Source organism: Devosia soli (assembly GCF_000970455.1).
Taxonomy (GTDB): Bacteria; Pseudomonadota; Alphaproteobacteria; order Rhizobiales; family Devosiaceae; genus Devosia; species Devosia soli.
In genome coordinates this window covers 232,326-253,136 of sequence record NZ_LAJG01000005.1, presented here as the reverse complement: position 1 = coordinate 253,136, position 20,811 = coordinate 232,326, and the positions used below count along the sequence as shown (strand labels likewise).

Sequence of the window (20,811 nt, the reverse complement as noted above, 5' to 3'; positions counted from 1 at the left end):
GAGCGGCGTGTTAGCTGCCCGGGCGGAGGAGGCATCGATGACCAACATTTCCCGTAGAACATTTCTGGCCGCGACCGGCGCCCTACTCGTGCTGCCGGCCATCCCGGCCTTTGCACAGGCTCCACTCAAGGAAGCCCCGGCGCTTGCAGAAGCCGTGGCCGCCGGCACCCTTCCGCCGCTGGCTGAGCGCCTGCCGGTCAATCCCATGGTGGTGCAGCCGTTCGAAAGCGTCGGTCAATATGGCGGGGACCTCCGCGCCGCGCTTGTCGGCGGCGGTTCGCTCAACATGATGCACCGATATCAGGGCTATGAGCCGCTCGTGCGCTATACGCCTGATTTCGGCGGCGTCATTCCCAATGTCGCGGAAAGCTTCGAAGCCAACGAAGACGCGACGGCCTACACCTTCAAGCTGCGCGAAGGCCATAAATGGTCCGACGGCACGCCCTTCACCACCGATGACGTGATGTTCTTCTACGAGGATATTCTCCTCAACGAGGAACTGGCCCAGTCCCCGCCGACCCCGTTGCGCTCGACCGATGGCAGCACGGCAAAATTCGAGAAGATCGACGATCTGACCTTCCGCATCGTCTTCAACCAGCCCAACGGCCTGCTGCCGCTGCGCCTCGCCTGGGCCAATGACGACCGCACCACGCGCACGCCGCGCCATTATCTTGAGCAGTTCCACATCAAGTATAATCCCGATGCCGACAAGCTCGCGACCGATCAGGGCATGACCGGCTGGGTTCAGCTCTTCCAGATCAAGAGCGGCATCGCCGTCGATGGCGAAATCTTCAAGAACAAGGACGTGCCGACGCTCTACGGCTGGCGCGTCACCCAGCCCATCGGCGAGTCCGCCGAGTTCTCGATTTCCGAGCGCAACCCCTACTATTTCAAGGTCGATACCGAGGGGAACCAGCTGCCCTATATCGACCGCATCACCTATGCCGTCGCCGCCGACAACGAAGTGCTGCTGCTCAAGGCGCTGCAGGGCGAGATCGACCTGCTCGACCAGTGGATCTGCACCCCGGCCAACCGCGCCGTGCTCTATGACGGGCAGGAAACCGGCCAATACGGGTTCTACACCACCACCTCGACCGAGCCGAACGAGATGGTGTTCCAGCTCAACCTGACCCATCCCGATCCGGCCAAGCGCGCCCTTTATCAAAATAAGGATTTCCGCGCCGCCCTCAGCCACGCCATCGACCGCCAGGCAGTCATCGACACCGTCTTCATCGGCCAAGGCGCTCCGGCCCAGCCTTCGATCCGTCCCGAAGACCCGCTCTACAACGAGCAGCTGGCGACCCAGTTCACCGCCTACGACACCGCCAAGGCCAATGAGCTGCTCGATGCCATCATCCCCAACAAGGACGGCGAAGGCATGCGCCTCGACGAGACCGGCAAGCGCGTGACCATTATTTTCGAGATCGACCAGGTCCGCCAGACCTTCGTCGATAGCTTCCAGCTCGTTCTCCCCATGCTCCGCGCGGTCGGCATCGATGCGCAGATGCGCACGATGGACCGCTCGCTCTGGGAAGTCCGCGTCCGCCAGGGCGGCGAATATGACGCCACCGTGCACAAGTTCGGCGGCAATGGCGGCATCGTCGCCATTCTCGATCCGCGCTACTTCTTCCCCAACACCACCGAAGCCATGTACGCCAAGGGCTGGCAGATCTGGTACAACGACAAGGACTCCGTCGATGCCGTGGAGCCGCCGGAAGCCACCAAGCGCCAGTTCGAAGCCTATAACGAGTTGCGCCAATCGAGCGACCCGGTCCGCCAGAACGAGCTAATGGCCGAAATCCTCCAGATCGCCGCCGACGAGTTCTACGTCTTCGGCATCACCCTGCCGCTCGATGGCTATGGCATCGTCGCCCATCGCCTCAAGAACGTGCAACCGACCATGCCCAATTCCTGGGGTTACCCGACGCCCGCGCCGACCAATCCCGAGCAATATTACATCAGCTGACCCCTCCCAACGTCAGCTTAGGCACCGGCGGCTTTGTCCCGCCGGTGCGCCTCCCAAAGCCCAAAAGAACCGGATCGTCCGATGCTCAAAATCGAAGACAGCCCAGCTGCGTCTACTCTCCGCACGCCTGATTGGTACAAGACGGCCACGCGCTGGACCCAGCTTACTTTCGTCGAGGACGATCCACAGCGCTATGACCCTGCCTTCTGGGTCGAGGTGTTCAAGCGCACCCAGTCCAATGCCATCTGCCTCTCGGCCGGCGGCTATATCGCCTACTATCCGAGCGAAATCCCGCTCCACTACGTCTCAAAATTCATCGGCGACACTGACCCCTTCGGCACGCTCGTCGCCGAAGCGCGCAGACTCGATATGCACGTCATGGCCCGCGTCGATCCCCACGCCATCCATGCCGATGCCGCTGAAGCACATCCCGAATGGGTCTCGCTCACAGCCGATCGCCGCCCACGCGAACACTGGGCCATGCCCGGCATTTTCGTCACCTGCGCCTATTCGAGCTACAATTTCGACTTCATGACCAAGGTCATCGTCGAGATCGCCCAGAAGTACGACATCGACGCCCTCTTCGGTAATCGCTGGCAGGGCCACGGCGTCTGCTACTGCAAGGCCTGCGAAGAAAATTTCCGCGATGCGAGCGGCTTCGATCTTCCCCAAACGACCACCGCCTCCGACCCCGTCTGGCAAGCCTGGGCCGCGTGGCGCCGCACGACGCTCACCAAGCTCGTTGCCCATTGGGACACCGAGGTCAAAAAGGTAAAACCGCACGCCAGCTTCATTCCCAATATGAGCGGTTCCTCGCTCATGGAATTCGACCTCTCGGTCATCAAGAAGCATTGCCCCATTCTGTTCGTCGACCATCAGGGCCGCCGCAATGTCGAGCCTGCTTGGTCCGCCGGCCGCAACGGCAAGCGCATCCGCGCCACCTTCCGCGATCGGCCAGTCGGGCTCATTACCTCCATCGGCCCTGAGGAAATCCCGCGCTGGAAAGATTCGGTGCAGACCGGCCCCGAAATTGAGCAATGGATCCATGCCGGCATCACCCAGGGTCTTTTCCCCTGGTTCACTAAGTTCAACGCCTGCATTCCCGATGATCGCTGGGTCCAGCCGACGGCAAACGCCTTCAAGCTTCACGCCAAGGTCGAGCCCGTCATCGGCTCCATGCTGCCCAAGGCCGAGATCGCCATCATCGATCCGGCAACCACCCTCCGCCATTGGGACCCCGACAAACGCCATCTCGCCGAACTCAACGACATGGGATTTTACCACGCCCTTGTCGAAGCCCGTCTGCCCTTCGAATTCCTCTCTGACCAGATCATGACGGTCGAGGAGTTGCGCCGCTACAAGCTCGTTATCCTCGCCAACGCCACGTATCTCTCCGATGCTCAGTGTCAGGCGCTGCGTGACTTCGTCGTCGAAGGTGGTTCTGTCGTCGCCGCGCACCAGACCTCGCTTTACGACGAAAAGGGCGCCGCCCGCGCTGACTTCGGTCTCGCCGATGTCTTCGGCGTGAAAATGACCTCGGCCCCGCGCGCCAATGTCCGCAATTCCTACGTTGCACTCAACGGCAGCCACCCGATCAATGCAGGTTTCGGCACAGCCCAGCGCATCATCGGCGGCACCGAGGACGTAGCCGTGGAACCAACCACCTCACTGGAAACGCCATTCCTCAAGATCCCGGATTTCCCCGATCTGCCGATGGAAGAAGTCTATCCCCGCCAGCCGCCCCAGGGCGTCGGTGTCGCTGCCCGCACAACCGAAGCCGGCGGCCGCGTCGTCTACATTCCCTGGAACATCGGCGAGGTGTTCTGGACCTACATGGCCGAGGATCAGGGCCGTCTCATCGCCAACGCCGTCAAATGGGCGCTCGGCAAGACGCCTGAAGTCACCGTTGAAGGCCGAGGCGTTTTCGACGTCGGCCTCCACGAGGATGAGAAGGGCAGGGCGCTATGCCTCCTCAATCTCACCAATCCCATGATGATGAAGGGCCCCCTGCGCGACACATGGCCCGTCGGCCCGCTCACCGCCACGCTCGAAATCCCCAAGGGGAAAAAACTGAAATCCGTCAATCTTTTGGTCGCGGATGAAGCCGTCCCATTCCGAATCTCGGATGACCGTGTAACGGTCGACATCAGCCAGATCGAGACCATGGAGGTGGTCCATCTGGCTTGGGAGTGAGCGGAAATACTTCCACCCAACCTTCCCCTGGAATGGGGAGGGGCACATGAAGCCTAACTCGACATCTCCCGAACCACTGCCGCCATCCCTCCCCCTCCCAGGGGGAGGCTAGGTGGGGGTCTTGCGGGAGCCACCAAACCACCCGGCCCGACGGCACTCCCGCCGGACCATCCCGCAAAGCCGAAAGAGGAGCGGCAATGCTGAACTATATCTTGAAGCGACTGGTCTACATGATCCCGACCCTGATCGGCATGTCGATCATTTCGTTCGCCATCATCCAGCTGCCACCGGGCGATTATCTGACCTCGCTGCTCTCGACGCTCGCCGATGGCGGCGCTCCGATCGATCCCGCGACGGTCGAGCGCCTCCGCTCGCAATATGGCTTGGATCAGCCGATCTGGATTCAATACGGCAAGTGGATGCTGGGCATTCTTACCCGCGGCGATTTCGGCTTTTCCTTCGAGTGGAACCAGCCGGTCTCCGAAGTCATCTGGTCGCGCATGGGCTCGACCCTCGCCATTTCCTTCGCAGCATTGCTCCTCGTCTGGGCCGTGTCGCTTCCCATCGGCATCTATTCCGCCGTCCGCCGTAATTCGATCGGCGACCACGTCTTTACATTTTTTGGCTTCATCGGCCTTGCCGTGCCAAACTTCATCCTGGCGCTGACGCTGATGTACGTGTCCTTCCGCGTCTTCGGCCAGTCCGTCGGCGGCCTCTTCTCGCCCGAATATGTCGACGCGCCATGGAGCCTCGAAAAACTCTGGGATCTGATCCTCCACCTCTGGATTCCCATCCTCGTCATCGGCATGTCCGGCACGGCCGCGATGATCCGCATTCTCCGCGCCAATCTCACCGATGAGCTTTCAAAACCCTATGTGACGACCGCCCGCGCCAAGGGCCTGCCGGAATACAAGGTCATCGTGAAATACCCGGTGCGGATTGCGCTCAATCCCTTCGTCTCGGCCATTGGCTGGGTGCTGCCAGAACTCGTCTCCGGCGTCACCATCACCGCCATCGTCCTCAACCTGCCGACCGCCGGCCCGCTGCTCCTCCGGGCGCTCGTCGCGCAGGACATGTATCTCGCCGGCAGCTTCATTCTGCTCCTGAGCGTGCTGACCCTCGTCGGCATGCTCGTGTCCGACATCCTGCTTGCGCTGCTCGATCCGCGCATTCGATACAATTGAGGTGATGCGATGACCCTTACGCCCATCCTCGATGCCAAGCTCGCCGAAGACGGTCCCGCCATTTCCGGCCTCAAACCCGGCATGGACCCGATCTCCGATGCTGCCGCCGGTCAATGGACGCTGATCTGGCGCAAATTCCTCAAGCAGAAAGTCGCCCTTTTCTGCGGCGGCGTTATCTTGGCCCTCTATCTCATCGGTGCCTTTGCCGAGTTTCTGGCGCCGGGCCTGCCCGATACCAGCCGCGCTCAATACACATACGCGCCGCCGCAAAGCATCGGCTTTTTCACCCCCGATGGTCAGTTCCAACTGCATGTGAAGGGCTATAAAGTCGAGATCGACAGGGCCGCGCTCCGTCGTACCTTCGTCGTCGATGACAGCGTAATCGTCCCCGTCGGCCTTTTCGTCGAAGGTTCGGCCTATAAGTTCTGGGGCGTCTTCGATACCAACCGCCACCTCATCGGCCCGCTCGATCCGACCCAGACCATGTACCTGCTGGGCGCTGATCGCCTCGGTCGCGATCTCTTGAGCCGCCTGATCTATGGCACCCGCATTTCCATGTCGATCGGCCTCATCGGCGTCTGCATGTCGCTCTTTCTTGGTGTCGTACTCGGCTCGATCTCGGGCTATTTCGGCGGGTGGGTCGACACGGTCATCCAGCGCATCATCGAAGTCGTCAGCGCCATGCCGACCATTCCGCTCTGGCTCGGCCTAGCCGCCGCCATCCCGCTCACCTGGTCGCCCCTGAACGTCTATTTCGTCATCACCATCATTGTCTCGTTGCTGGGTTGGACCGGCCTCGCCCGGGAAGTGCGCGGTCGCTTCTTCTCCCTCCGCAACGAAGATTTCGTGACGGCCGCCAAGCTCGATGGCTCCTCCGAACGCCGCGTCATCTTCCGGCATATTCTGCCCTCGCTGACGAGCCATATCCTCGCCGTCGTCACGCTTGCCGTGCCCTCGATGATCATCGCCGAAACCTCGCTCTCCTTCCTCGGTGTAGGCCTCAAGGCGCCGGTCGTTTCCTGGGGCGTGCTGCTGCAGGATGCGCAAAACATCCGCTCCATCTCGACCGCGCCCTGGCTCCTCATCTGGCCCAGCCTTGCCGTTGTGATCGCGGTTCTCTCCTTCAATTTCTTCGGCGATGGCCTCCGCGATGCCGCCGATCCCTACGAAACCTGAGGAGCTAAAAACAATGGAAAAGCCAGTCCTCAGCGTCGAAAATCTCTCGCTCGATTTTCACCTCCGCACGCACATTCTCCACGCCGTCCGCGATGTGAGTTTTGACCTCCATCGCGGCCGCACCCTCGCGCTCGTCGGGGAAAGCGGCTCCGGCAAATCCGTTACCGCTCGCTCGCTTATGCGCATCGTCGATAAGCCAGGCGTCATGGTTGGCGGCCGGATCATCCTCCGCACCCAGGGTCGTGAAGTCGATCTCGCTCAACTCGCCTCCAACAGTCCCGAGGTCCGCGCCGTCCGCGGCGCCCGCATTGGTCTCATCTTTCAGGAGCCAATGTCCTCGCTCTCGCCGGTCCACACCATCGGCAGCCAGATCGATGAAGTGATCCGCCTTCATTCGGGGATGGACAAACGCGCCGCCCGCGCCCGCACCGTCGAACTGCTCGGGCAGGTTGAAATTCCCAACCCCGCCGAAATGGCCGATCGCTACACTTTCGAGTTCTCCGGCGGCATGCGCCAACGCGCCATGATCGCCATGGCCCTCGCCGTCAATCCCGACATCCTCATCGCCGATGAACCGACCACGGCGCTCGACGTCACGACCCAGGCCGAGATCCTCGATCTCATCAAGCGCCTGCAGACCGAACGCGGCATGGCCGTGCTGCTCATCACCCACGATATGGGCGTCGTCGCCGAAGTTGCTGATGATGTCGCCGTCATGCGTTTCGGCCGCATTGTCGAGACCGGCACAGTCGACGCCATCTTCCACGCCCCTCAGCACGCCTATACCCAGCGCCTCCTCGCCTCGACCCTCAAACTCGAGCAACCCGCCGATGCCCGCGCCGAAGCCGTCATCACGCCCCAACCACTCCTGACGGTAAAAGGCCTCACCAAGGTCTACGGCGGCGCCAAGGGCTTTCTCGGCACCAAGAAATTCGCCCTCAAGGCCGTGGATGATGTCAGCCTCGTCCTCCATGCCGGCGAAAATCTCGGCGTCGTCGGTGAGTCAGGTTCCGGCAAAACTACTCTCGGGCGTCTCATCCTCCGCATCGTCGAACCGACGACCGGCCAGGTCCTCTATCGGCAGAAGGATGGCACGGAGATCGACGTCACCGCGCTCTCGAAATCCGACCTGCGCAAATTCCACGCCGACGTCCGCCTGATCTTCCAGGACCCCTTTGCCTCGCTCAACCCCCGCATGACCATCCGCCAGATCATCGGCGATCCCCTGGTCGTCGAGGGCAAGCTCAAGGGCAAGGAGATTGAGGAAAAAGTCGCCGAACTTCTCCGCCTCGTCGGTCTCTCGCCCGATGTCATGGAGCGCTATCCCCACGCATTCTCCGGCGGCCAGCGCCAGCGCATCGGCATCGCCCGCGCCCTTGCGCTCGATCCCCGCATCATCATCGCCGATGAAGCGACTTCCGCTCTCGATGTGTCGATCCGCAGCCAGATTCTCGACCTCCTCCTCGAGATCCAAAGCCGCCTCGATCTGTCCTTCATCTTCATCTCCCATGACATCTCCGTCGTCCGCTATTTCTGCGATCGCGTCGCCGTCATGCATCGGGGCAAACTGGTCGAGATCGGTCCTGCCGAAACGATCTGCACGAGCCCGAGTGAAGACTACACCCGCGCCCTGATCTCGGCCGTCCCCAATCCTGACCCCCGCAATAAGCGGATGTTGCACCGAACACGCTTTTCGGCCCTCTCAACGTCAACGTGATGCTACCCAAATGACCACCAATCAGCGTGCCGTTCTCACCGGCGCTGGCGCGATGAGCCGCAAGTGGCTCGACGCCATAAAGACCGTCGGCGGCGTCGATATCGTCGGAATTGTCGACATCAATCCGGCCAATGCCGAGGCCCGCGCGGCCGAGCAAAACATCAATCCCGAGATCGGCACCGATCTCAAAGCGATGTTGGATAGATTGTCTCCCGAGATCGTCTTCGACGTCGCCATCCCCGCGGTCCGCCATGGCATTGTCGCGACCGCCTTGTCCGCTGGCGCCCATGTGCTGTCCGAAAAGCCCATGGCCGAAACCCTTGATCAAGCACGCGATTTGGTCGCCCGCGCCGAAGCCGCAGGGCGTCTCCACGTCGTCATCCAGAACCGCCGCTACCTCGCCCAACTCCGGCGCATCCGCCGTCTCGTCGCCTCCGGCGCCATCGGGGGTATCACCGGCGTCCACTGCGATTTCTTCCTCGATCCGCACTTCGGCGGCTTCCGCGAACAGATGCCCCACGTCCTCCTTTTGGACATGGCCGTCCACACCTTCGACGCCGCCCGCTTCGTCATCGACGATGCCGCCACCTCGGTCTATGCCGAAGAGTGGAACCCCGCCGGCTCCTGGTACGAACGCGATGCCTCCGCCTTCGCCAGTTTCCGATTTTCGCAAGGCGCCGTAATGACTTACCGCGGATCCTGGGCCGCGCCGGGCCTCCGCACCTCCTGGGAAAGCACCTGGCGCATCACCGGCACGGAGGGCTCGATCCTCTGGGACGGCGCCGACGACATCCGCGCCGAACGCGCTCAGCCTCATGTCGCCGGAAAGCTGCTTCCGGATACGCAAGTCCTTGAAATTCCTGCACTCGATCCAGCCGACCGCATTGGCGGCCACCTCGGCGTCATCACCGATTTTCTGATGGCGACCCGTGGCGGACCCACGCCAGAAACGGTCAGCCGCGAAAACATCAAAAGCCTCGCCATGGTCCTCGGAGCCATTGACAGCTCTACCGCCGGCCGGCGCGTCGAAATCATAATTTAGGAGTTATTTCATGGCGATAGACCCCAAAGCCATTCGCATCGGCACCATGATCCGCGGCCACGAGCCCGATCCCGTCGGCTACCTCGAAAAAATCCTGCCGCACGGTTTTGAGAGCATCGAGCCCTATTTCTGGCAGACCGTGAACAAGGATCTCCCCGAACTCGCCAAGCGCCTCAAGGATGTTATCGGCGACCGCGACGTCACCATGTCCACCCTCGGCATGTTCGGTAACCCGTTGGAAGAACAGCCAAAAGACATTGAGACCCTGCGCGGCTGGGAGGCGTTGATCGACAACGCCCACCATTTTGGTGCCACCTGCGTCGCCGGTTTTACCGGCCGTATCCGCAATCGTCCGCTCCCCGAAAGCCTGCCGCAGTTCAAGAAGGTCTGGACCGAACTCTCCAAGCGCGCCGCCGACAAGGGCGTAAAAATCGCCTTCGAAAACTGCTCCATGCGCGGCAATTGGGAAACCGGCGACTGGAACATTGCCCACAATCCCGACGCCTGGGAAATGATGTTCAACGAGGTCCCGGAAGACAATCTCGGGCTCGAATGGGAGCCTTGCCACCAGATGGTCTATCTCATTGATCCCATTCCGCAAATCCGCAAATGGGCGCACAAGTTCTTCCACGTCCACGGCAAGGACGCGACCATCCGCTGGGATGTCATCAAGTCCCAGGGCTATGGCGGCAAGGAGAAAGCCGTCTGGATGCGCACCCCCGGTTTTGGCGATACCAACTGGTTCGACGTCATCTCCGAGTTGCGCCTCGCCGGCTGGTCCGGCTCCATCGACATCGAAGGCTGGCACGATCCGGTCTATCGTGAAGAGCTGGAAATGGTCGGCCAGGTCCACGCGCTCAATTACCTCAAGGCGGCGCGTGGCGGCGACTTTATCGCCTATCCCGGCCCGCTCAAGGGAGCCTGATCCATGCCGCGTTTTTCTGCCAACATCTCAATGCTTTATCCCGAGCTGCCCTTTATGGAACGGTTCGCAGCAGCCGCAGCCGACGGCTTCAAGGCGGTGGAATATGTCGGCGCCTATGACCAAGACCCTGCGGCGCTCAAGGCTCTGCTCGACGAGCACGCCTTAACCCAGGCGCTCTTCAATATGCCCGCCGGCAATTGGGCAGCGGGCGAAAGGGGCATTGCCTGCCATCCCGACCGGATACCGGAGTTTCGTCAAGGTATCGGGCGGGCTGTCGAATACGCCAAGGCGACCGGCTGCGACCAGGTCAACTGCCTCGCCGGGATCGCGCCGCAAGGCTATGATCGCACCGCGCTCGAACTGGTCCTGATCGACAACCTGCGCTATGCGGCGCCGCGCTTTGCCGACGCCGGCATCAAGCTTCTGCTCGAACCGATCAATACCCGCGACATTCCCGGCTTTCTGGTCAATTCTACCAGTGATTACGAGCGGATCGCCTCCGCGGTGAAGCACGATAATCTCTACCTGCAATACGATTTCTATCACATGCAGGTGGTACAAGGTGACTTGATCCCGACCTTCCTCGCCCTGCAGCCGCGCATCGCCCATGTGCAGATTGCCGACAATCCCGGCCGCAACGAGCCGGGAACGGGTGAAATCAATTATCCCAACATTTTCAGAGCATTGGATGAGGCCGGATACACCGGCTGGGTTGGCGCGGAATACAAGCCCAAGGCGGGCACCAGCCAGGGTTTGAGCTGGTTTAACGACTGGAAGGTATCGCCATGAAGATTGGTTTCATCGGGCTTGGCGTCATGGGGCGCCCCATGGCCAACCACCTCATCGCCGCCGGGCACGAGCTCTTCCTGCACCGCGTGAAAGACGTTTCGCAGCATCTCGTGGATGCAGGCGGTAAGGCCCTCGAAAGCGCCAAGGCAGTCGCGGAAACGTCCGAGATCATCATCCTGATGTTGCCCGATACACCGGATGTCGAAGCGGTACTTTTCGGTGAAGAGGGGGTTGCGTCTGGCCTGAGCGAAAAGAAACTCGTCATCGACATGAGCTCGATCTCTCCCGTCGCGACAAAGAACTTTGCCCAACGCATTGGCAAACTCGGCGCGTCATATGTCGACGCCCCCGTGTCCGGAGGGGAGGTCGGCGCCAAGGCCGGCTCGCTCACCATCATGGTCGGTGCGTCAGAGACTGACTTCGAGCGCGCGCTGCCCCTTTTCCAGCTCATGGGCCAGAATATCACCCGCATCGGTGACGTTGGCGATGGTCAAACGGCCAAGGTGGTCAATCAGGTCATCGTCGGCCTGACAATCGAAGCCGTCGCAGAAGGCCTGAGCCTCGCCAAGGCCGCCGGCGCCGATCCGGCCAAGGTCCGCGAAGCCCTCATGGGCGGCTTTGCCTCCTCGCGCATTCTCGAAGTCCATGGCGAGCGGATGATCAAGGAAACCTTCGATCCCGGCTTCCGCATCCGGCTCCACCGCAAGGATATCGGCCTTGCGATGGAAGCGGCCAAGGCCCTCGAACTTTATCTGCCCCACTCAGCCAGCCTGCAGCAGCTGATGAATAAGGCGCTGGCCGATGGTCTCGGGGATAAGGACCACTCGGCCTTGATCAAGGCGCTGAGCTGATCGGGGCAACAGAGGCTACCCTGGCGTCACAACTGGTCCGGTAAGTGCGTGCACGGTCACCGGCCCGTGCGGCAGAGTAAACTTCTAGTTTAGATGTGCGGCCAGGAAGTTGCTCACGTCATCCAGAACCGGCGCGATACGTCTTGCTGGCCGGCTCAGCGCCAAAAGGGTCTGCGGGTGGCCGAGCCCCGGATAGTGCGCTTCCTTTACGGCCACACCCGCTTGGCGCAGTCGGTTTGACAGAGCAACGGTGTTACGCGGATAGACGAGCCTATCCGCGTCTCCTGTGCCTAAAAACATCGGCGGCGCGAATTGCGCCACGTGCTCGATGGGCTGGGTATCCTCGGGCTCGGTGACCGCACCAAATGTCCGCACGGTGATCGGGCTATCGAACGGATAGAAGTCATAGGGCCCAGACAGTCCAACGACGCACCGCACGTTTTTCAATATTCCCTCCGCAGGCAGATAGTCCGGGTGCAGAGCCAGCATGGTTGCGTTATAGGCGCCGGCCGAATGTCCCATCAGAGCCATTCGCGTCGGGTCGCCGCCATACGGCGAAACATTCTGCGCCACCCATTTGACCGCCAGGAGGCCGTCTTGGAGAAACACGGGATAGTCGACCGCCGGCACCAGCCGATAATCGGCAATTACCGTCACGTAGCCAAGAGCGGCGATTGCGCGGCCCGCAAAGTCGTAGTTGCGCCGGTCCCCGTCGCTCCACGACCCACCATAGATGAAGAACACCACGGGCAGCGGGCCAGCGGCTTTTCGCGGAGCATAGATATCTAGCCGTTGCCGCGCGTGATCGCCGAAAGCGATATTGCGCGCGACTTTGCGCGAAGCGGCATCCTTGGGAGTGAGGGCATTAAACACCTGAAGCAAGGAAACCACGAGAACTCACACTCTATAGACGACCCAAGCAACGTGGGCTGGCACGAGTTTGTTTCAGCCTTTCGCGCACCGGTGCCCCTATTTTGCTTATGCTCCCTCGGCGTCAGATTCGCTTGGTCTGCTCGAAATGCCGCGTCTGGCACTTTCGGCGAAACGAAGCGACCGACAGTCCAGCCTTGTCCGTCGAAGGCTGTCGCACAAACATAGGAAGAAACTGATCTTGGCTGGTACGCCCAAGGGGAATCGAACCCCTGTTTACGCCGTGAGAGGGCGTCGTCCTGACCGCTAGACGATGGGCGCCTAAGTCGATGAGCGCCTGAGCCAACCCGCTTTCCCAGCTAAGGTGGGAGAAGCGTGGTACGCCCTAGGGGAATCGAACCCCTCTCTGCACCGTGAAAGGGTGCCGTCCTAACCGATAGACGAAGGGCGCGCTCAACGCTGGGTGTCGTATAGAGGGAGCTTTTGTGCCGCGCAACCCCCTCGTTCGAGATTTCGCATCTTTTTCAAAAAGGGCAAAGTTATCAACAGCCTGAGAAGGTAACCGGCCGATTGTAGCCACGGGGACGATCGCGCACGTCGACATGAATGAAGTTCCGGCCGGGATAGCAGCCTAGCCCGCCCACGCTGTTGCTGCGCATCGCAAACTCGATGAGGTGCTTCTTGTCGACGCCGGGAATGTAGAAGTCCGCGGCCATGCACTTCATGTGGAAGGAATTGTCCGTGCCGCCGGCCGCCGAGTTGTGGCTCGGGTCGCGATAGCCGGATTGCATCACCACCTTCTTGCCGAAACGCCCCTCGAACTCCCAGATCAGAAAACGCAGCTTGGGCGTCAGGCAGAAGGCGTTGACCGAATTCGACGAGACATAGGTTCCCCAATCCGACCGCAGCCCGGAATAGGCCGGCCCGCTGCCGCTGGCGAACATGGCCATGGGCATGCAGGCCGCAAGCGCAGCTGCGACGCAGGCAAAGGCAAGAATTGAGCGGAAGAAGCGAATCATGGGCGACCTTCCCGGTTAGCCGCCTGTGGCAGAAGCGCCACAGGCAATGGGCTGAACGGTTGGTCGCTAAAATTAGAATTGTTTCGCTAACCGCGCGCTAAGCGTCACGGTTAGCGAAACGTAAACGCTGTTACCAGGCGCCGGTGTTGGGCATCGACGCCCACGGTTCCTGCGGGGGCAGGGTACCGTCCTGGATAAGTTCGATCGAGATGCCATCGGGCGAGCGGACGAAGGCCATATGTCCATCGCGTGGCGGCCGGTTGATGACGACGCCCATATCCTGCAGGTGCTTGCAGAGCGCATAAATGTCCTGAACGCGGTAGGCCAGGTGGCCGAAATTACGCCCGCCGGTATAGGTTTCAGGGTCCCAGTTATAGGTCAGTTCCACTTCGCCGCCCTGATCGCCGGGTGCGCGAAGGAAAATCAGGGTGAAGCGGCCTTTTTCGTTTTCGGTGCGGCGCACTTCTTCAAGCCCGAGGCCCTGGCAATAGAACCGGAGGCTCTCGTCGACATTGGTGACGCGCACCATCGTGTGCAGATACTTCATAGAGATTTTCCTTTTCGCACGGACATGTCCTTGGCCTAACAAGCGCGCCACTGTCCCGCAACGGCGTCAAACACATCGAACTACAACTATTTCGCAACACCTTCTTAACTTTTGAGCCTGAATCGGCCAGAGTGCAGCTGTGGTGTCGGAGTACCCGCTTGATGCGGGGAGTTGCAAAGAGGCGTTGGGGTATGGGGGTCAATCTGAACGGTGACAGCGGGAATCCCGCGAATCCGTCGCAGTCCGAGAGTGAAGGGCACGAGGACCAGTCCGCGCGTCAGGACGGTTTGGGGCTCGATACGATCGAGATTTCCGGCAGCATCAAGTGGTTTGATGCGGGCAAGGGATTTGGCTTCATAGTCCCCGACAACGGCATGGCCGATGTCCTTCTCCATGTGACCTGCCTTCGTCGTGATGGCTATCAGACCGCCTATGAAGGCGCACGCATCGTCGTCGAGGCGCTCAATCGGCCCGGTGGTCTGCAAGCCTTCCGAATCGTCTCCATGGACGAATCGACCGCGCGCCATCCCGCGCAAATGCAAAGCCCACGCACCCATGTCGTCGTCGAGCCGTCTTCCTCGATGGTTCGGCTTGAGGTCAAATGGTTCAACCGCATCCGCGGCTTCGGCTTCCTGTCTGCGGGCGAGGGTACACCCGACGTTTTCGTTCACATGGAAACCCTGCGCCGTTTCGGCATCACCGAATTGCGGCCCGGACAATTTGTGCTCGTCCGCTACGGCAATGGCCCGAAAGGCCTTATGGTCGCCGAAATTCGCCCCGATGGCTGGGGCGAGGCTCCGTCGTCCCACTGATCGTCTCGGCGCCAATCACATTGAGCAAGGGCCCTTCGATGTTCCACCAGTTTCGGGCGCTTGCCGCGGTAGCGGTTATTGTCGGCGTCAGCTTGCCGCTCGCCGCATGCAGCGATGATTCAACCCTGACCATTCACAGCGCCAACGGCGACCACACGTTCAAGGTGGAAGTCGTCGATACGCCCGAAAGCCGGGCCAAGGGCTTGATGTACCGGCAGGAATTGGCGCCGGACGCCGGCATGCTCTTTGATTTCTTCGAGGATCGGCCGGTCTCGTTTTGGATGCGGAACACCTTCATTCCGCTCGACATGATTTTCATCACCGGCGATGGCGTCGTGAAGAACGTTCATGTCAACGCGCGACCGCATGATCCGACGGGCATTCCGTCCGATGGCCCGGTTCAGTTTGTCCTCGAAATTCCCGGCGGCCGCAGCGTCGAGCTGGGGATCGATGCTGGCGACACCGTCACGCACGAGCGCATCGAAGCCGCCAAGTAGCCTAGAGGCGGTGGATTACCATGCAGTCGAGCACCGCCCAGAGGTGCAGGCTCGCGCCCGCCACAACGAAAACATGCCATAGCGCATTCTGGAACTTCAGTTTTTCCCACAGGTGAAAAACGATGCCGGTCGAGTAGGTGACGCCGCCGGCAAGAAGCAGCCACAGCGTCGAGCTCGGCAGCTCCTGCGATAGCGCCTGGAAGACAGCCACGCCGCTCCAGCCGATCGCAAGATAAAGCGCGATCGCCATGCGTCCGAACCGTTCCGGCACGATCAGCTTGAGCGCCACGCCGATCAGCGAAGCCCCCCAGACGAGGCTCATCATCACCGCACCCGTCTTGGTGCCGCCGATTACAGCGAGAAAAGGCGTGTAAGAGCCGGCGATGAAAAGGAAAATCGCCGCCTGATCGAGCCGCGCGAGGTGCTGTTTGATCGGCGAAACCGGCCACATATTGTAGGCCAGCGACACACCGAGAACCACGATCAGGGTCGAAACATAGGTCAGGAGAGCTGGAAAGGCCTCGGGGGCCGTATGAAGCGCCGTCAGCGTCAGCAGTACCGAGCCTGCGGCAACCGCCACGATCAGGCCCAGGATATGAACCACGGCATCGACGATAAGTTCGGCGAGGCTATATGGCCGCTGTTCCCGGCTCCACCAGGAATAGGCCTTCTGGCCTTCGATTCCCATCATGCAAAAATTCTCCTCGCCATCACGATGCGGTACGGGGAATGACGAAACTATTGCCGCCATGCGGCAATCCGATGTCATGCTCAACGAGACCACAACGTTTCTGGTGAAGAAAAGGTGGCGGCGCTTGACCTGTAACGGCCATGTTACTTAGGCCTCAGGCTATGAGCAAAAAGCCCAAGCCCCCGATCGCCCTTTATTCGGCCCTGGCCGATGCCACCCGCTGCCGCATTCTCGAGCTTTTGCGCGCGGGGCCAATGCCGGTGCATGTGCTCACCGAAGCCTTTTCCATCAGCCGCCCGGCCATCTCCCGCCACCTTCGCGTTCTCAAGACGGCGGGCCTTGTCGCCGAGGTGAAAAAGGGACGCGAAAATCTCTATGCCTTCAAGCCAGCCAAGCTCGAAGCGGGCAGGGGATGGATCGAGGGCATGACTGCTGCGAGCGCAATCGTCGAGGCCAAGCCCACCAAGACGATCCGCATCACCAAGAGCCAGCCGAAACGAGCGGAACCTGCTCCAGTCGATCAGCCCAGGCCGTCTGCGGCGCCTGCCGTGCCAGCGGCCAATCAAATGGGTTTTGACTTTTAGGCGGCGACCACGGGGCCGACGAATTCGAGATCGGCATCCGGCTCGAAAAGGCTTGCCAGGAGGCGTTCGAGATCGTGCGCCGTCCAGGCGATCTGCAAGTTGGGGCAATTGCCTTCCACAGCGCGCAGCGCCGCTCTTGCGCCCAGCGCCACGGGGACTATCGGCTGCGGCAGGGCGGCGGATGCCGCGAGCGCCGCGTCGATATCCTTGCGCTGGTCGCCCACATACCAGACCACGTCTCGCGCTCGAACATCCCGGCCAATGCTCTTGAGTGCCGCAAGGATCGAATCGGGCCAGGGCTTGCCCCGCCCGACATCCTCGCGAAAGACGCAGGCGGAAAAATACTTCTTGAGATCGAAGGCCTCGAGCACGTCGTGACCATAGCCGCGGCCGAGGCCGTTGCTGACGACGCCGAGGATCACACCCTGGTCGCGTAGATTTTGCAGGACGCTGCGCAACGTTTCGCAGGGCACCAGCATTTCCTCGACGGACTTGCGACGCACGCGATGAATGGCGCGGTGCATCAAAAGCTTCGGCGCCTTGCACTGTTCAGTGGTTCGCTGCCGCCTCCGCAGGCGGAATCGCGCGACGAGCCGCGCTGCGCGATGCGAGCAATCGTCAAGAAACTCCAGCATCTGCAAGACGCGTGGATTGACGTGATGAACCAATGTTCCATCGAGGTCGAAGAGCACGATGGTCGGTGCCGTCAGATTTGAGTCCAGGCTGCATTCCCCCAAAGTGCTGTCGAATTTGCCGCATTTTAACCACGCGCACAACCCCGCCTGTGCCAAGCCCACCGAAACGGGGCTCTAAAGCGAGGGTCGATGGCCTCAACAGCAGCCCCGCTCCATCCGAAAATCCCCGGCCGTATCAACAGCTTTTGAGCCGAGTTTTATGCAGTCCGGCAGCGCATCATCTCCCTGTGAGGCGCTCAGCCAACGGAAAGCGTCGCGTTCTCAGTCGCTGCCTGCCGCCCTTTGCGAGTCGGAGCGAGATACTTCCCCGTTGCAGTCGAACAGTCGCATTAAACCGATTTTTAACGAATTGATCTAAGCTCGTCCTCAAGTCAGTGAGGACCGCGATGAAGATCAGCACGATCACCAATTGGGCATATGCCATCACGGTCGGGCTGACGCTCCTGTCCGGCGGCGCCTTTATTCTTGCCACGCAATATGCCGATCGCGAACGCGATGCCGTTGAAACCGCATGGCGCCTGGATGCCGCCGTCGAAGCTCTTGAGCGCGGCGCGGAGGAGACAACCGAAGCGGCGCGGCTTTACGTGATGAAAGGCGAGGCGCAGTTTCTTGCAGCTTTTCGCGCCGATGTCGGCGCGGAGCGAACCCGCGAAGCCGCTGTTCGCGCGTTGGGCGAGGCGGGGCTGCCGCCTGCGGAAATCAGCGCCCTCCATGCACTTGAAGCCGATGCAGAAATGCTCGACGCCATCGAGGAGCAGGCCGTGGCTGATTTCGAGAATGGCGCCGCAGACGTCGCGCGCGCCGCTGTGTTTTCCCCCCAGCACGAAGCCGCGCAAGCCGATCTTCTTGCCGCCGTCGGACATTTTGCCGATCTCGTCGCCACCCGCACGCAGGATCAGCTCGACGCAGCCCGGGCCGCGGCCGACCTCTGGGGCACGATCGCCAAGTCGCTGCTCGCGCTGACGGCTCTGGTCTTTTTGAGCGTGCTCTATTTCGTCCTCATGCGCCGCGTCGCGCGCCCGCTGCATCAGATGAGCGGCATTGTCCGGCGCCTCGCCCACCAGGATTACGATGTTCAGCTCGTGCGCGATGGCCGGCGCGATGAAATTGGCGACATGAACGAGGCGATCCAGATTTTCCGGGACAATGGCCTTGAGCGTGCGCGGCTCGATGCCGAACGGCGAAAGGACCAGGAAACCAAGGATCGCATCCTGCAATTGATGCACCGGCTTCAAGCCTGCCGGCAGGAGAGCGAACTGGCCCCCATCGTCTCGCTATTTGCAGCCCAGCTCTTTCCTGCGCTTTCAGGCCATCTCTTTATCATGAACGATGGCCGTACTGCCCTGACAGCCCGCAGCACCTGGGGCGCACCGAGCGCTTCGCGCCAGGAGTTCGCGAGCCTCGAGTGCTGGGGCATTCGCCGCGGCAAGGCTCATTTCAGTGATCGAAGCGATGCGGATGTCCGCTGCCAGCATCTCTCGACCAACGCGGCCGAGGCTGGCCTCTGCGTTCCGCTGGCAGCCCGCGGTGACACGGTCGGCATGCTTTATTTCGAAGCACCCGGCGAAGGCACGGCCCTCGCAGAAGCCCGCGTCTATATCGAACTGATCGCGGAGAATCTGGCGCTCGCCATAGCCAATCTCCAGTTGCGCGATCGCCTGGCAAACCTCGCTATACGCGATCCGCTGACCGGCCTTCTCAATCGCCGGTCGCTCGACGAAAACCTGCTGCGTGTCCGCCGCGAGGAAACCGATCTCCCTGCTGCGCTGATGATGATCGATATCGATCATTTCAAGCGCTTCAATGACGAGTTCGGCCATGATGCCGGCGATCATGTGATGACCCAGGTCGCTGCGATCATGACCGATGCTGCAAAGACCTCGGGCATAGTCCATCGCTACGGTGGGGAAGAGTTCGCGGTGGTCTTGAAAGGCGCAGAAAAGCACATTGCGCTCGATATGGCCGAAGCCATCCGCCACGCGGTCGAGACCACGCCCGTCACCTATCAAGGTCAGCCGTTGGGCACCGTAACTGTCTCGATTGGCCTTGCCTCCACCGAAGATAGCCAATCAGCCGCAACGCTCATGCAGCGCGCCGATGCCGCATTGCTGCGCGCCAAATCCGGCGGCCGCAACGCTACGGTCACCGACTGGCTTCCGGCTCCGCAAACGCGCATCGCCTAAAGCGTGTGACTGGTAACGCCGAGCGAGCACAACAGCACGGTCTTTCCTTCTTCGTCGCGCACCCGGATGGATCGGTTCGATTCGCTGCCTTGATGAAGTTGTTCGACCGCCATTTCGGCAAGCGCCATGTCTGCTTCCATCCGCGCAGCTTCGAGACTGGCGAGCTCCACGCCCACCGCGTCCGACGCGACCTGTGACCCGTCTTCAAAATGATCGAAAAAGAATTTGGGCATAGCCTCCTCGTCCGAGTGAGGCCTCCATCTGGCCCCAGTGCTTAACTGGCTGAGGAACCAGAATGTTTCGTCACATTCGCTAGACGTGATGGAAAAGGGGAGGGACGCTAGCCGACAGTCTTGCCATCTATGATTGCCTGTACCTCGCGCTCAACCACGTCGATGATGCGGCCGATGGCGCCGACGGCACCCTCTGTGTCCTCCACCAACATGGCATCTGCAAGATCCTTGTGGATTGGGAAGGAGTCGAGGCCGAAAGCGTCTGCGGAAAACGGCGACTTGCCGCCGCGTTCGAGCGCATTGTCGAGGTTGACCAGAAGCTGGCCATACATCGGATTGCCCGAGGCGTCGTAAATGGCCCCATGAAACGCATGGTCGGCCTTGCGCCAGGGCCGGCCCGCCGCGACCTCATTGAGGAGAATGTCGCAGAGGCGCGCTATCTCGACGCGCTGGGCTCGCGTCGCCTTCATCGTTGCCTTGCGGACGACGTCGTTCTCGAGCGTACGACGGATTTCGAGAAGACGGAGCAGGGCCTCGCCTTCGAGGCGCACCATGGTCGGCACGAGGCCACGCGAAGTCTGCACGCGCGCGGAGAGATAGGTGCCATCGCCGCGGCGGCGGCGAATGATGCCCAGACCTTCCCAGCGATTGAGAGCCTCGCGGATTGTGGAGCGACCCACCCCAAGAGTGGCAGCAAGCGAGACTTCCGGCGGCAGGCGATCGCCGATCTTGAGCCCGGAGCGCTCCACCATATCGGCCAAGGCGTCGAGCACCGCAACGCCACGCGTGCGGGTTTCGAGCGGCTCGAGATAGTCGAGGACAGCCTGGCTCACGGCG

General features: G+C 61.2%; 20 protein-coding genes and 2 tRNA genes. 13 read left to right on the top strand and 9 right to left on the bottom strand.

The features are described from left to right. The first annotated feature begins 37 nt into the window (after nt 1–37). The 9 genes from VW35_RS01880 (at nt 38) to VW35_RS01840 (ending at nt 11,843) form a co-directional block, all read left to right on the top strand. Nucleotides 38–1,966: an ABC transporter substrate-binding protein gene (locus tag VW35_RS01880; protein ID WP_046141302.1), complete on the top strand. Its 1,929-nt coding sequence runs from the start codon at nt 38–40 to the stop codon at nt 1,964–1,966. A gap of 81 nt (nt 1,967–2,047) precedes the next feature. Further along, nucleotides 2,048–4,159 (top strand): family 10 glycosylhydrolase, encoded by a 2,112-nt coding sequence (locus VW35_RS01875; RefSeq protein WP_046141301.1) that lies wholly within the window; start codon nt 2,048–2,050, stop codon nt 4,157–4,159. A gap of 197 nt (nt 4,160–4,356) precedes the next feature. After that, nucleotides 4,357–5,343 carry an ABC transporter permease gene (locus VW35_RS01870; RefSeq protein WP_046141300.1) on the top strand — a complete coding sequence of 329 codons (987 nt, stop codon included), beginning with the start codon at nt 4,357–4,359 and terminating at the stop codon, nt 5,341–5,343. Nucleotides 5,344–5,352: 9 nt separating this feature from the next. Beyond that, on the top strand, nt 5,353–6,519 hold the full coding sequence (locus VW35_RS01865) for an ABC transporter permease (protein ID WP_046141299.1): 1,167 nt from the start codon (nt 5,353–5,355) through the stop codon (nt 6,517–6,519). Nucleotides 6,520–6,532: 13 nt separating this feature from the next. Continuing rightward, complete coding sequence (locus tag VW35_RS01860) at nt 6,533–8,236, top strand: ABC transporter ATP-binding protein (protein WP_083982323.1); 1,704 nt, start codon at nt 6,533–6,535, stop codon at nt 8,234–8,236. A 10-nt stretch (nt 8,237–8,246) separates the two neighbouring features. After that, nucleotides 8,247–9,278 carry a Gfo/Idh/MocA family protein gene (locus tag VW35_RS01855; protein WP_046141298.1) on the top strand — a complete coding sequence of 344 codons (1,032 nt, stop codon included), beginning with the start codon at nt 8,247–8,249 and terminating at the stop codon, nt 9,276–9,278. A 10-nt stretch (nt 9,279–9,288) separates the two neighbouring features. Continuing rightward, the gene (locus VW35_RS01850; RefSeq protein ID WP_046141297.1) at nt 9,289–10,203 is read left to right on the top strand and encodes a sugar phosphate isomerase/epimerase family protein; all 915 of its coding nucleotides are present in this window, start codon (nt 9,289–9,291) and stop codon (nt 10,201–10,203) included. A 3-nt stretch (nt 10,204–10,206) separates the two neighbouring features. Then, complete coding sequence (gene otnI, locus VW35_RS01845; RefSeq protein WP_046141296.1) at nt 10,207–10,992, top strand: 2-oxo-tetronate isomerase; 786 nt, start codon at nt 10,207–10,209, stop codon at nt 10,990–10,992. Further along, complete coding sequence (locus VW35_RS01840) at nt 10,989–11,843, top strand: 2-hydroxy-3-oxopropionate reductase (RefSeq protein WP_046141295.1); 855 nt, start codon at nt 10,989–10,991, stop codon at nt 11,841–11,843. Before otnI ends, VW35_RS01840 begins: the two co-directional genes overlap by 4 nt. 84 nt (nt 11,844–11,927) lie before the next feature. On the opposite strand, the gene VW35_RS01835 is transcribed toward VW35_RS01840, so the two are convergent. The 5 genes from VW35_RS01835 to VW35_RS01815 all read right to left on the bottom strand — a co-directional run bounded on the left by VW35_RS01835 (nt 11,928) and on the right by VW35_RS01815 (nt 14,279). Beyond that, complete coding sequence (locus tag VW35_RS01835; RefSeq protein ID WP_046141294.1) at nt 11,928–12,734, bottom strand: alpha/beta hydrolase; 807 nt, start codon at nt 12,732–12,734, stop codon at nt 11,928–11,930. Nucleotides 12,735–12,959: 225 nt separating this feature from the next. Further along, nucleotides 12,960–13,034, bottom strand: a tRNA-Glu gene (locus tag VW35_RS01830). A gap of 55 nt (nt 13,035–13,089) precedes the next feature. Further along, nucleotides 13,090–13,164, bottom strand: a tRNA-Glu gene (locus tag VW35_RS01825). A gap of 91 nt (nt 13,165–13,255) precedes the next feature. Next, on the bottom strand, nt 13,256–13,732 hold the full coding sequence (locus VW35_RS01820; protein WP_046141293.1) for a YcbK family protein: 477 nt from the start codon (nt 13,730–13,732) through the stop codon (nt 13,256–13,258). A gap of 130 nt (nt 13,733–13,862) precedes the next feature. Beyond that, nucleotides 13,863–14,279 carry a VOC family protein gene (locus VW35_RS01815; RefSeq protein WP_046141292.1) on the bottom strand — a complete coding sequence of 139 codons (417 nt, stop codon included), beginning with the start codon at nt 14,277–14,279 and terminating at the stop codon, nt 13,863–13,865. Nucleotides 14,280–14,470: 191 nt separating this feature from the next. Between VW35_RS01815 and VW35_RS01810 the strand changes: the two genes are divergently transcribed. Beyond that, on the top strand, nt 14,471–15,091 hold the full coding sequence (locus VW35_RS01810; protein WP_152662429.1) for a cold-shock protein: 621 nt from the start codon (nt 14,471–14,473) through the stop codon (nt 15,089–15,091). Nucleotides 15,092–15,129: 38 nt separating this feature from the next. Continuing rightward, nucleotides 15,130–15,588, top strand: coding sequence for a DUF192 domain-containing protein (locus tag VW35_RS01805; protein WP_046141291.1), 459 nt, complete (start codon nt 15,130–15,132; stop codon nt 15,586–15,588). A gap of 1 nt (nt 15,589) precedes the next feature. Here the strand turns inward: VW35_RS01805 and trhA are convergent, their stop codons facing one another. Continuing rightward, complete coding sequence (trhA, locus tag VW35_RS01800; RefSeq protein ID WP_046141290.1) at nt 15,590–16,279, bottom strand: PAQR family membrane homeostasis protein TrhA; 690 nt, start codon at nt 16,277–16,279, stop codon at nt 15,590–15,592. Nucleotides 16,280–16,440: 161 nt separating this feature from the next. Between trhA and VW35_RS01795 the strand changes: the two genes are divergently transcribed. Further along, nucleotides 16,441–16,863, top strand: a complete 423-nt coding sequence (locus VW35_RS01795; protein ID WP_046141289.1) for an ArsR/SmtB family transcription factor — start codon at nt 16,441–16,443, stop codon at nt 16,861–16,863. Here VW35_RS01795 and VW35_RS01790 read toward each other — a convergent pair. Beyond that, nucleotides 16,860–17,555, bottom strand: coding sequence for an HAD-IA family hydrolase (locus VW35_RS01790; protein ID WP_161796842.1), 696 nt, complete (start codon nt 17,553–17,555; stop codon nt 16,860–16,862). The two genes, VW35_RS01795 and VW35_RS01790, sit on opposite strands and share 4 nt — an antisense overlap. Nucleotides 17,556–17,944: 389 nt before the next feature. Here VW35_RS01790 and VW35_RS01785 point away from each other — a divergent pair, with 389 nt between their 5' ends. Beyond that, the gene (locus tag VW35_RS01785; RefSeq protein ID WP_046141288.1) at nt 17,945–19,741 is read left to right on the top strand and encodes a diguanylate cyclase; all 1,797 of its coding nucleotides are present in this window, start codon (nt 17,945–17,947) and stop codon (nt 19,739–19,741) included. Here the strand turns inward: VW35_RS01785 and VW35_RS01780 are convergent. Then, on the bottom strand, nt 19,738–19,974 hold the full coding sequence (locus VW35_RS01780) for a DUF6894 family protein (RefSeq protein ID WP_046141287.1): 237 nt from the start codon (nt 19,972–19,974) through the stop codon (nt 19,738–19,740). The genes VW35_RS01785 and VW35_RS01780 overlap by 4 nt on opposite strands. Nucleotides 19,975–20,081: 107 nt before the next feature. Continuing rightward, nucleotides 20,082–20,807 (bottom strand): FadR/GntR family transcriptional regulator, encoded by a 726-nt coding sequence (locus VW35_RS01775; protein ID WP_046141286.1) that lies wholly within the window; start codon nt 20,805–20,807, stop codon nt 20,082–20,084. Between the last annotated feature and the right edge of the window lie 4 nt (nt 20,808–20,811).

Excerpts from the sequence above, each read along its gene's own strand:
- otnI (WP_046141296.1), top strand. The coding sequence starts at position 10,207 with ATGCCGCGTTTTTCTGCCAACATCTCAATGCTTTATCCCGAGCTGCCC.
- VW35_RS01840 (WP_046141295.1), top strand. The coding sequence starts at position 10,989 with ATGAAGATTGGTTTCATCGGGCTTGGCGTCATGGGGCGCCCCATGGCC.
- VW35_RS01880 (WP_046141302.1), top strand. The coding sequence starts at position 38 with ATGACCAACATTTCCCGTAGAACATTTCTGGCCGCGACCGGCGCCCTA.
- VW35_RS01805 (WP_046141291.1), top strand. The coding sequence starts at position 15,130 with ATGTTCCACCAGTTTCGGGCGCTTGCCGCGGTAGCGGTTATTGTCGGC.
- VW35_RS01865 (WP_046141299.1), top strand. The coding sequence starts at position 5,353 with ATGACCCTTACGCCCATCCTCGATGCCAAGCTCGCCGAAGACGGTCCC.
- VW35_RS01855 (WP_046141298.1), top strand. The coding sequence starts at position 8,247 with ATGACCACCAATCAGCGTGCCGTTCTCACCGGCGCTGGCGCGATGAGC.
- trhA (WP_046141290.1), bottom strand. The coding sequence starts at position 16,279 with ATGATGGGAATCGAAGGCCAGAAGGCCTATTCCTGGTGGAGCCGGGAA.
- VW35_RS01785 (WP_046141288.1), top strand. The coding sequence starts at position 17,945 with ATGAAGATCAGCACGATCACCAATTGGGCATATGCCATCACGGTCGGG.
- VW35_RS01860 (WP_083982323.1), top strand. The coding sequence starts at position 6,533 with ATGGAAAAGCCAGTCCTCAGCGTCGAAAATCTCTCGCTCGATTTTCAC.
- VW35_RS01870 (WP_046141300.1), top strand. The coding sequence starts at position 4,357 with ATGCTGAACTATATCTTGAAGCGACTGGTCTACATGATCCCGACCCTG.
- VW35_RS01810 (WP_152662429.1), top strand. The coding sequence starts at position 14,471 with ATGGGGGTCAATCTGAACGGTGACAGCGGGAATCCCGCGAATCCGTCG.
- VW35_RS01815 (WP_046141292.1), bottom strand. The coding sequence starts at position 14,279 with ATGAAGTATCTGCACACGATGGTGCGCGTCACCAATGTCGACGAGAGC.
- VW35_RS01875 (WP_046141301.1), top strand. The coding sequence starts at position 2,048 with ATGCTCAAAATCGAAGACAGCCCAGCTGCGTCTACTCTCCGCACGCCT.
- VW35_RS01820 (WP_046141293.1), bottom strand. The coding sequence starts at position 13,732 with ATGATTCGCTTCTTCCGCTCAATTCTTGCCTTTGCCTGCGTCGCAGCT.
- VW35_RS01795 (WP_046141289.1), top strand. The coding sequence starts at position 16,441 with ATGAGCAAAAAGCCCAAGCCCCCGATCGCCCTTTATTCGGCCCTGGCC.
- VW35_RS01780 (WP_046141287.1), bottom strand. The coding sequence starts at position 19,974 with ATGCCCAAATTCTTTTTCGATCATTTTGAAGACGGGTCACAGGTCGCG.
- VW35_RS01850 (WP_046141297.1), top strand. The coding sequence starts at position 9,289 with ATGGCGATAGACCCCAAAGCCATTCGCATCGGCACCATGATCCGCGGC.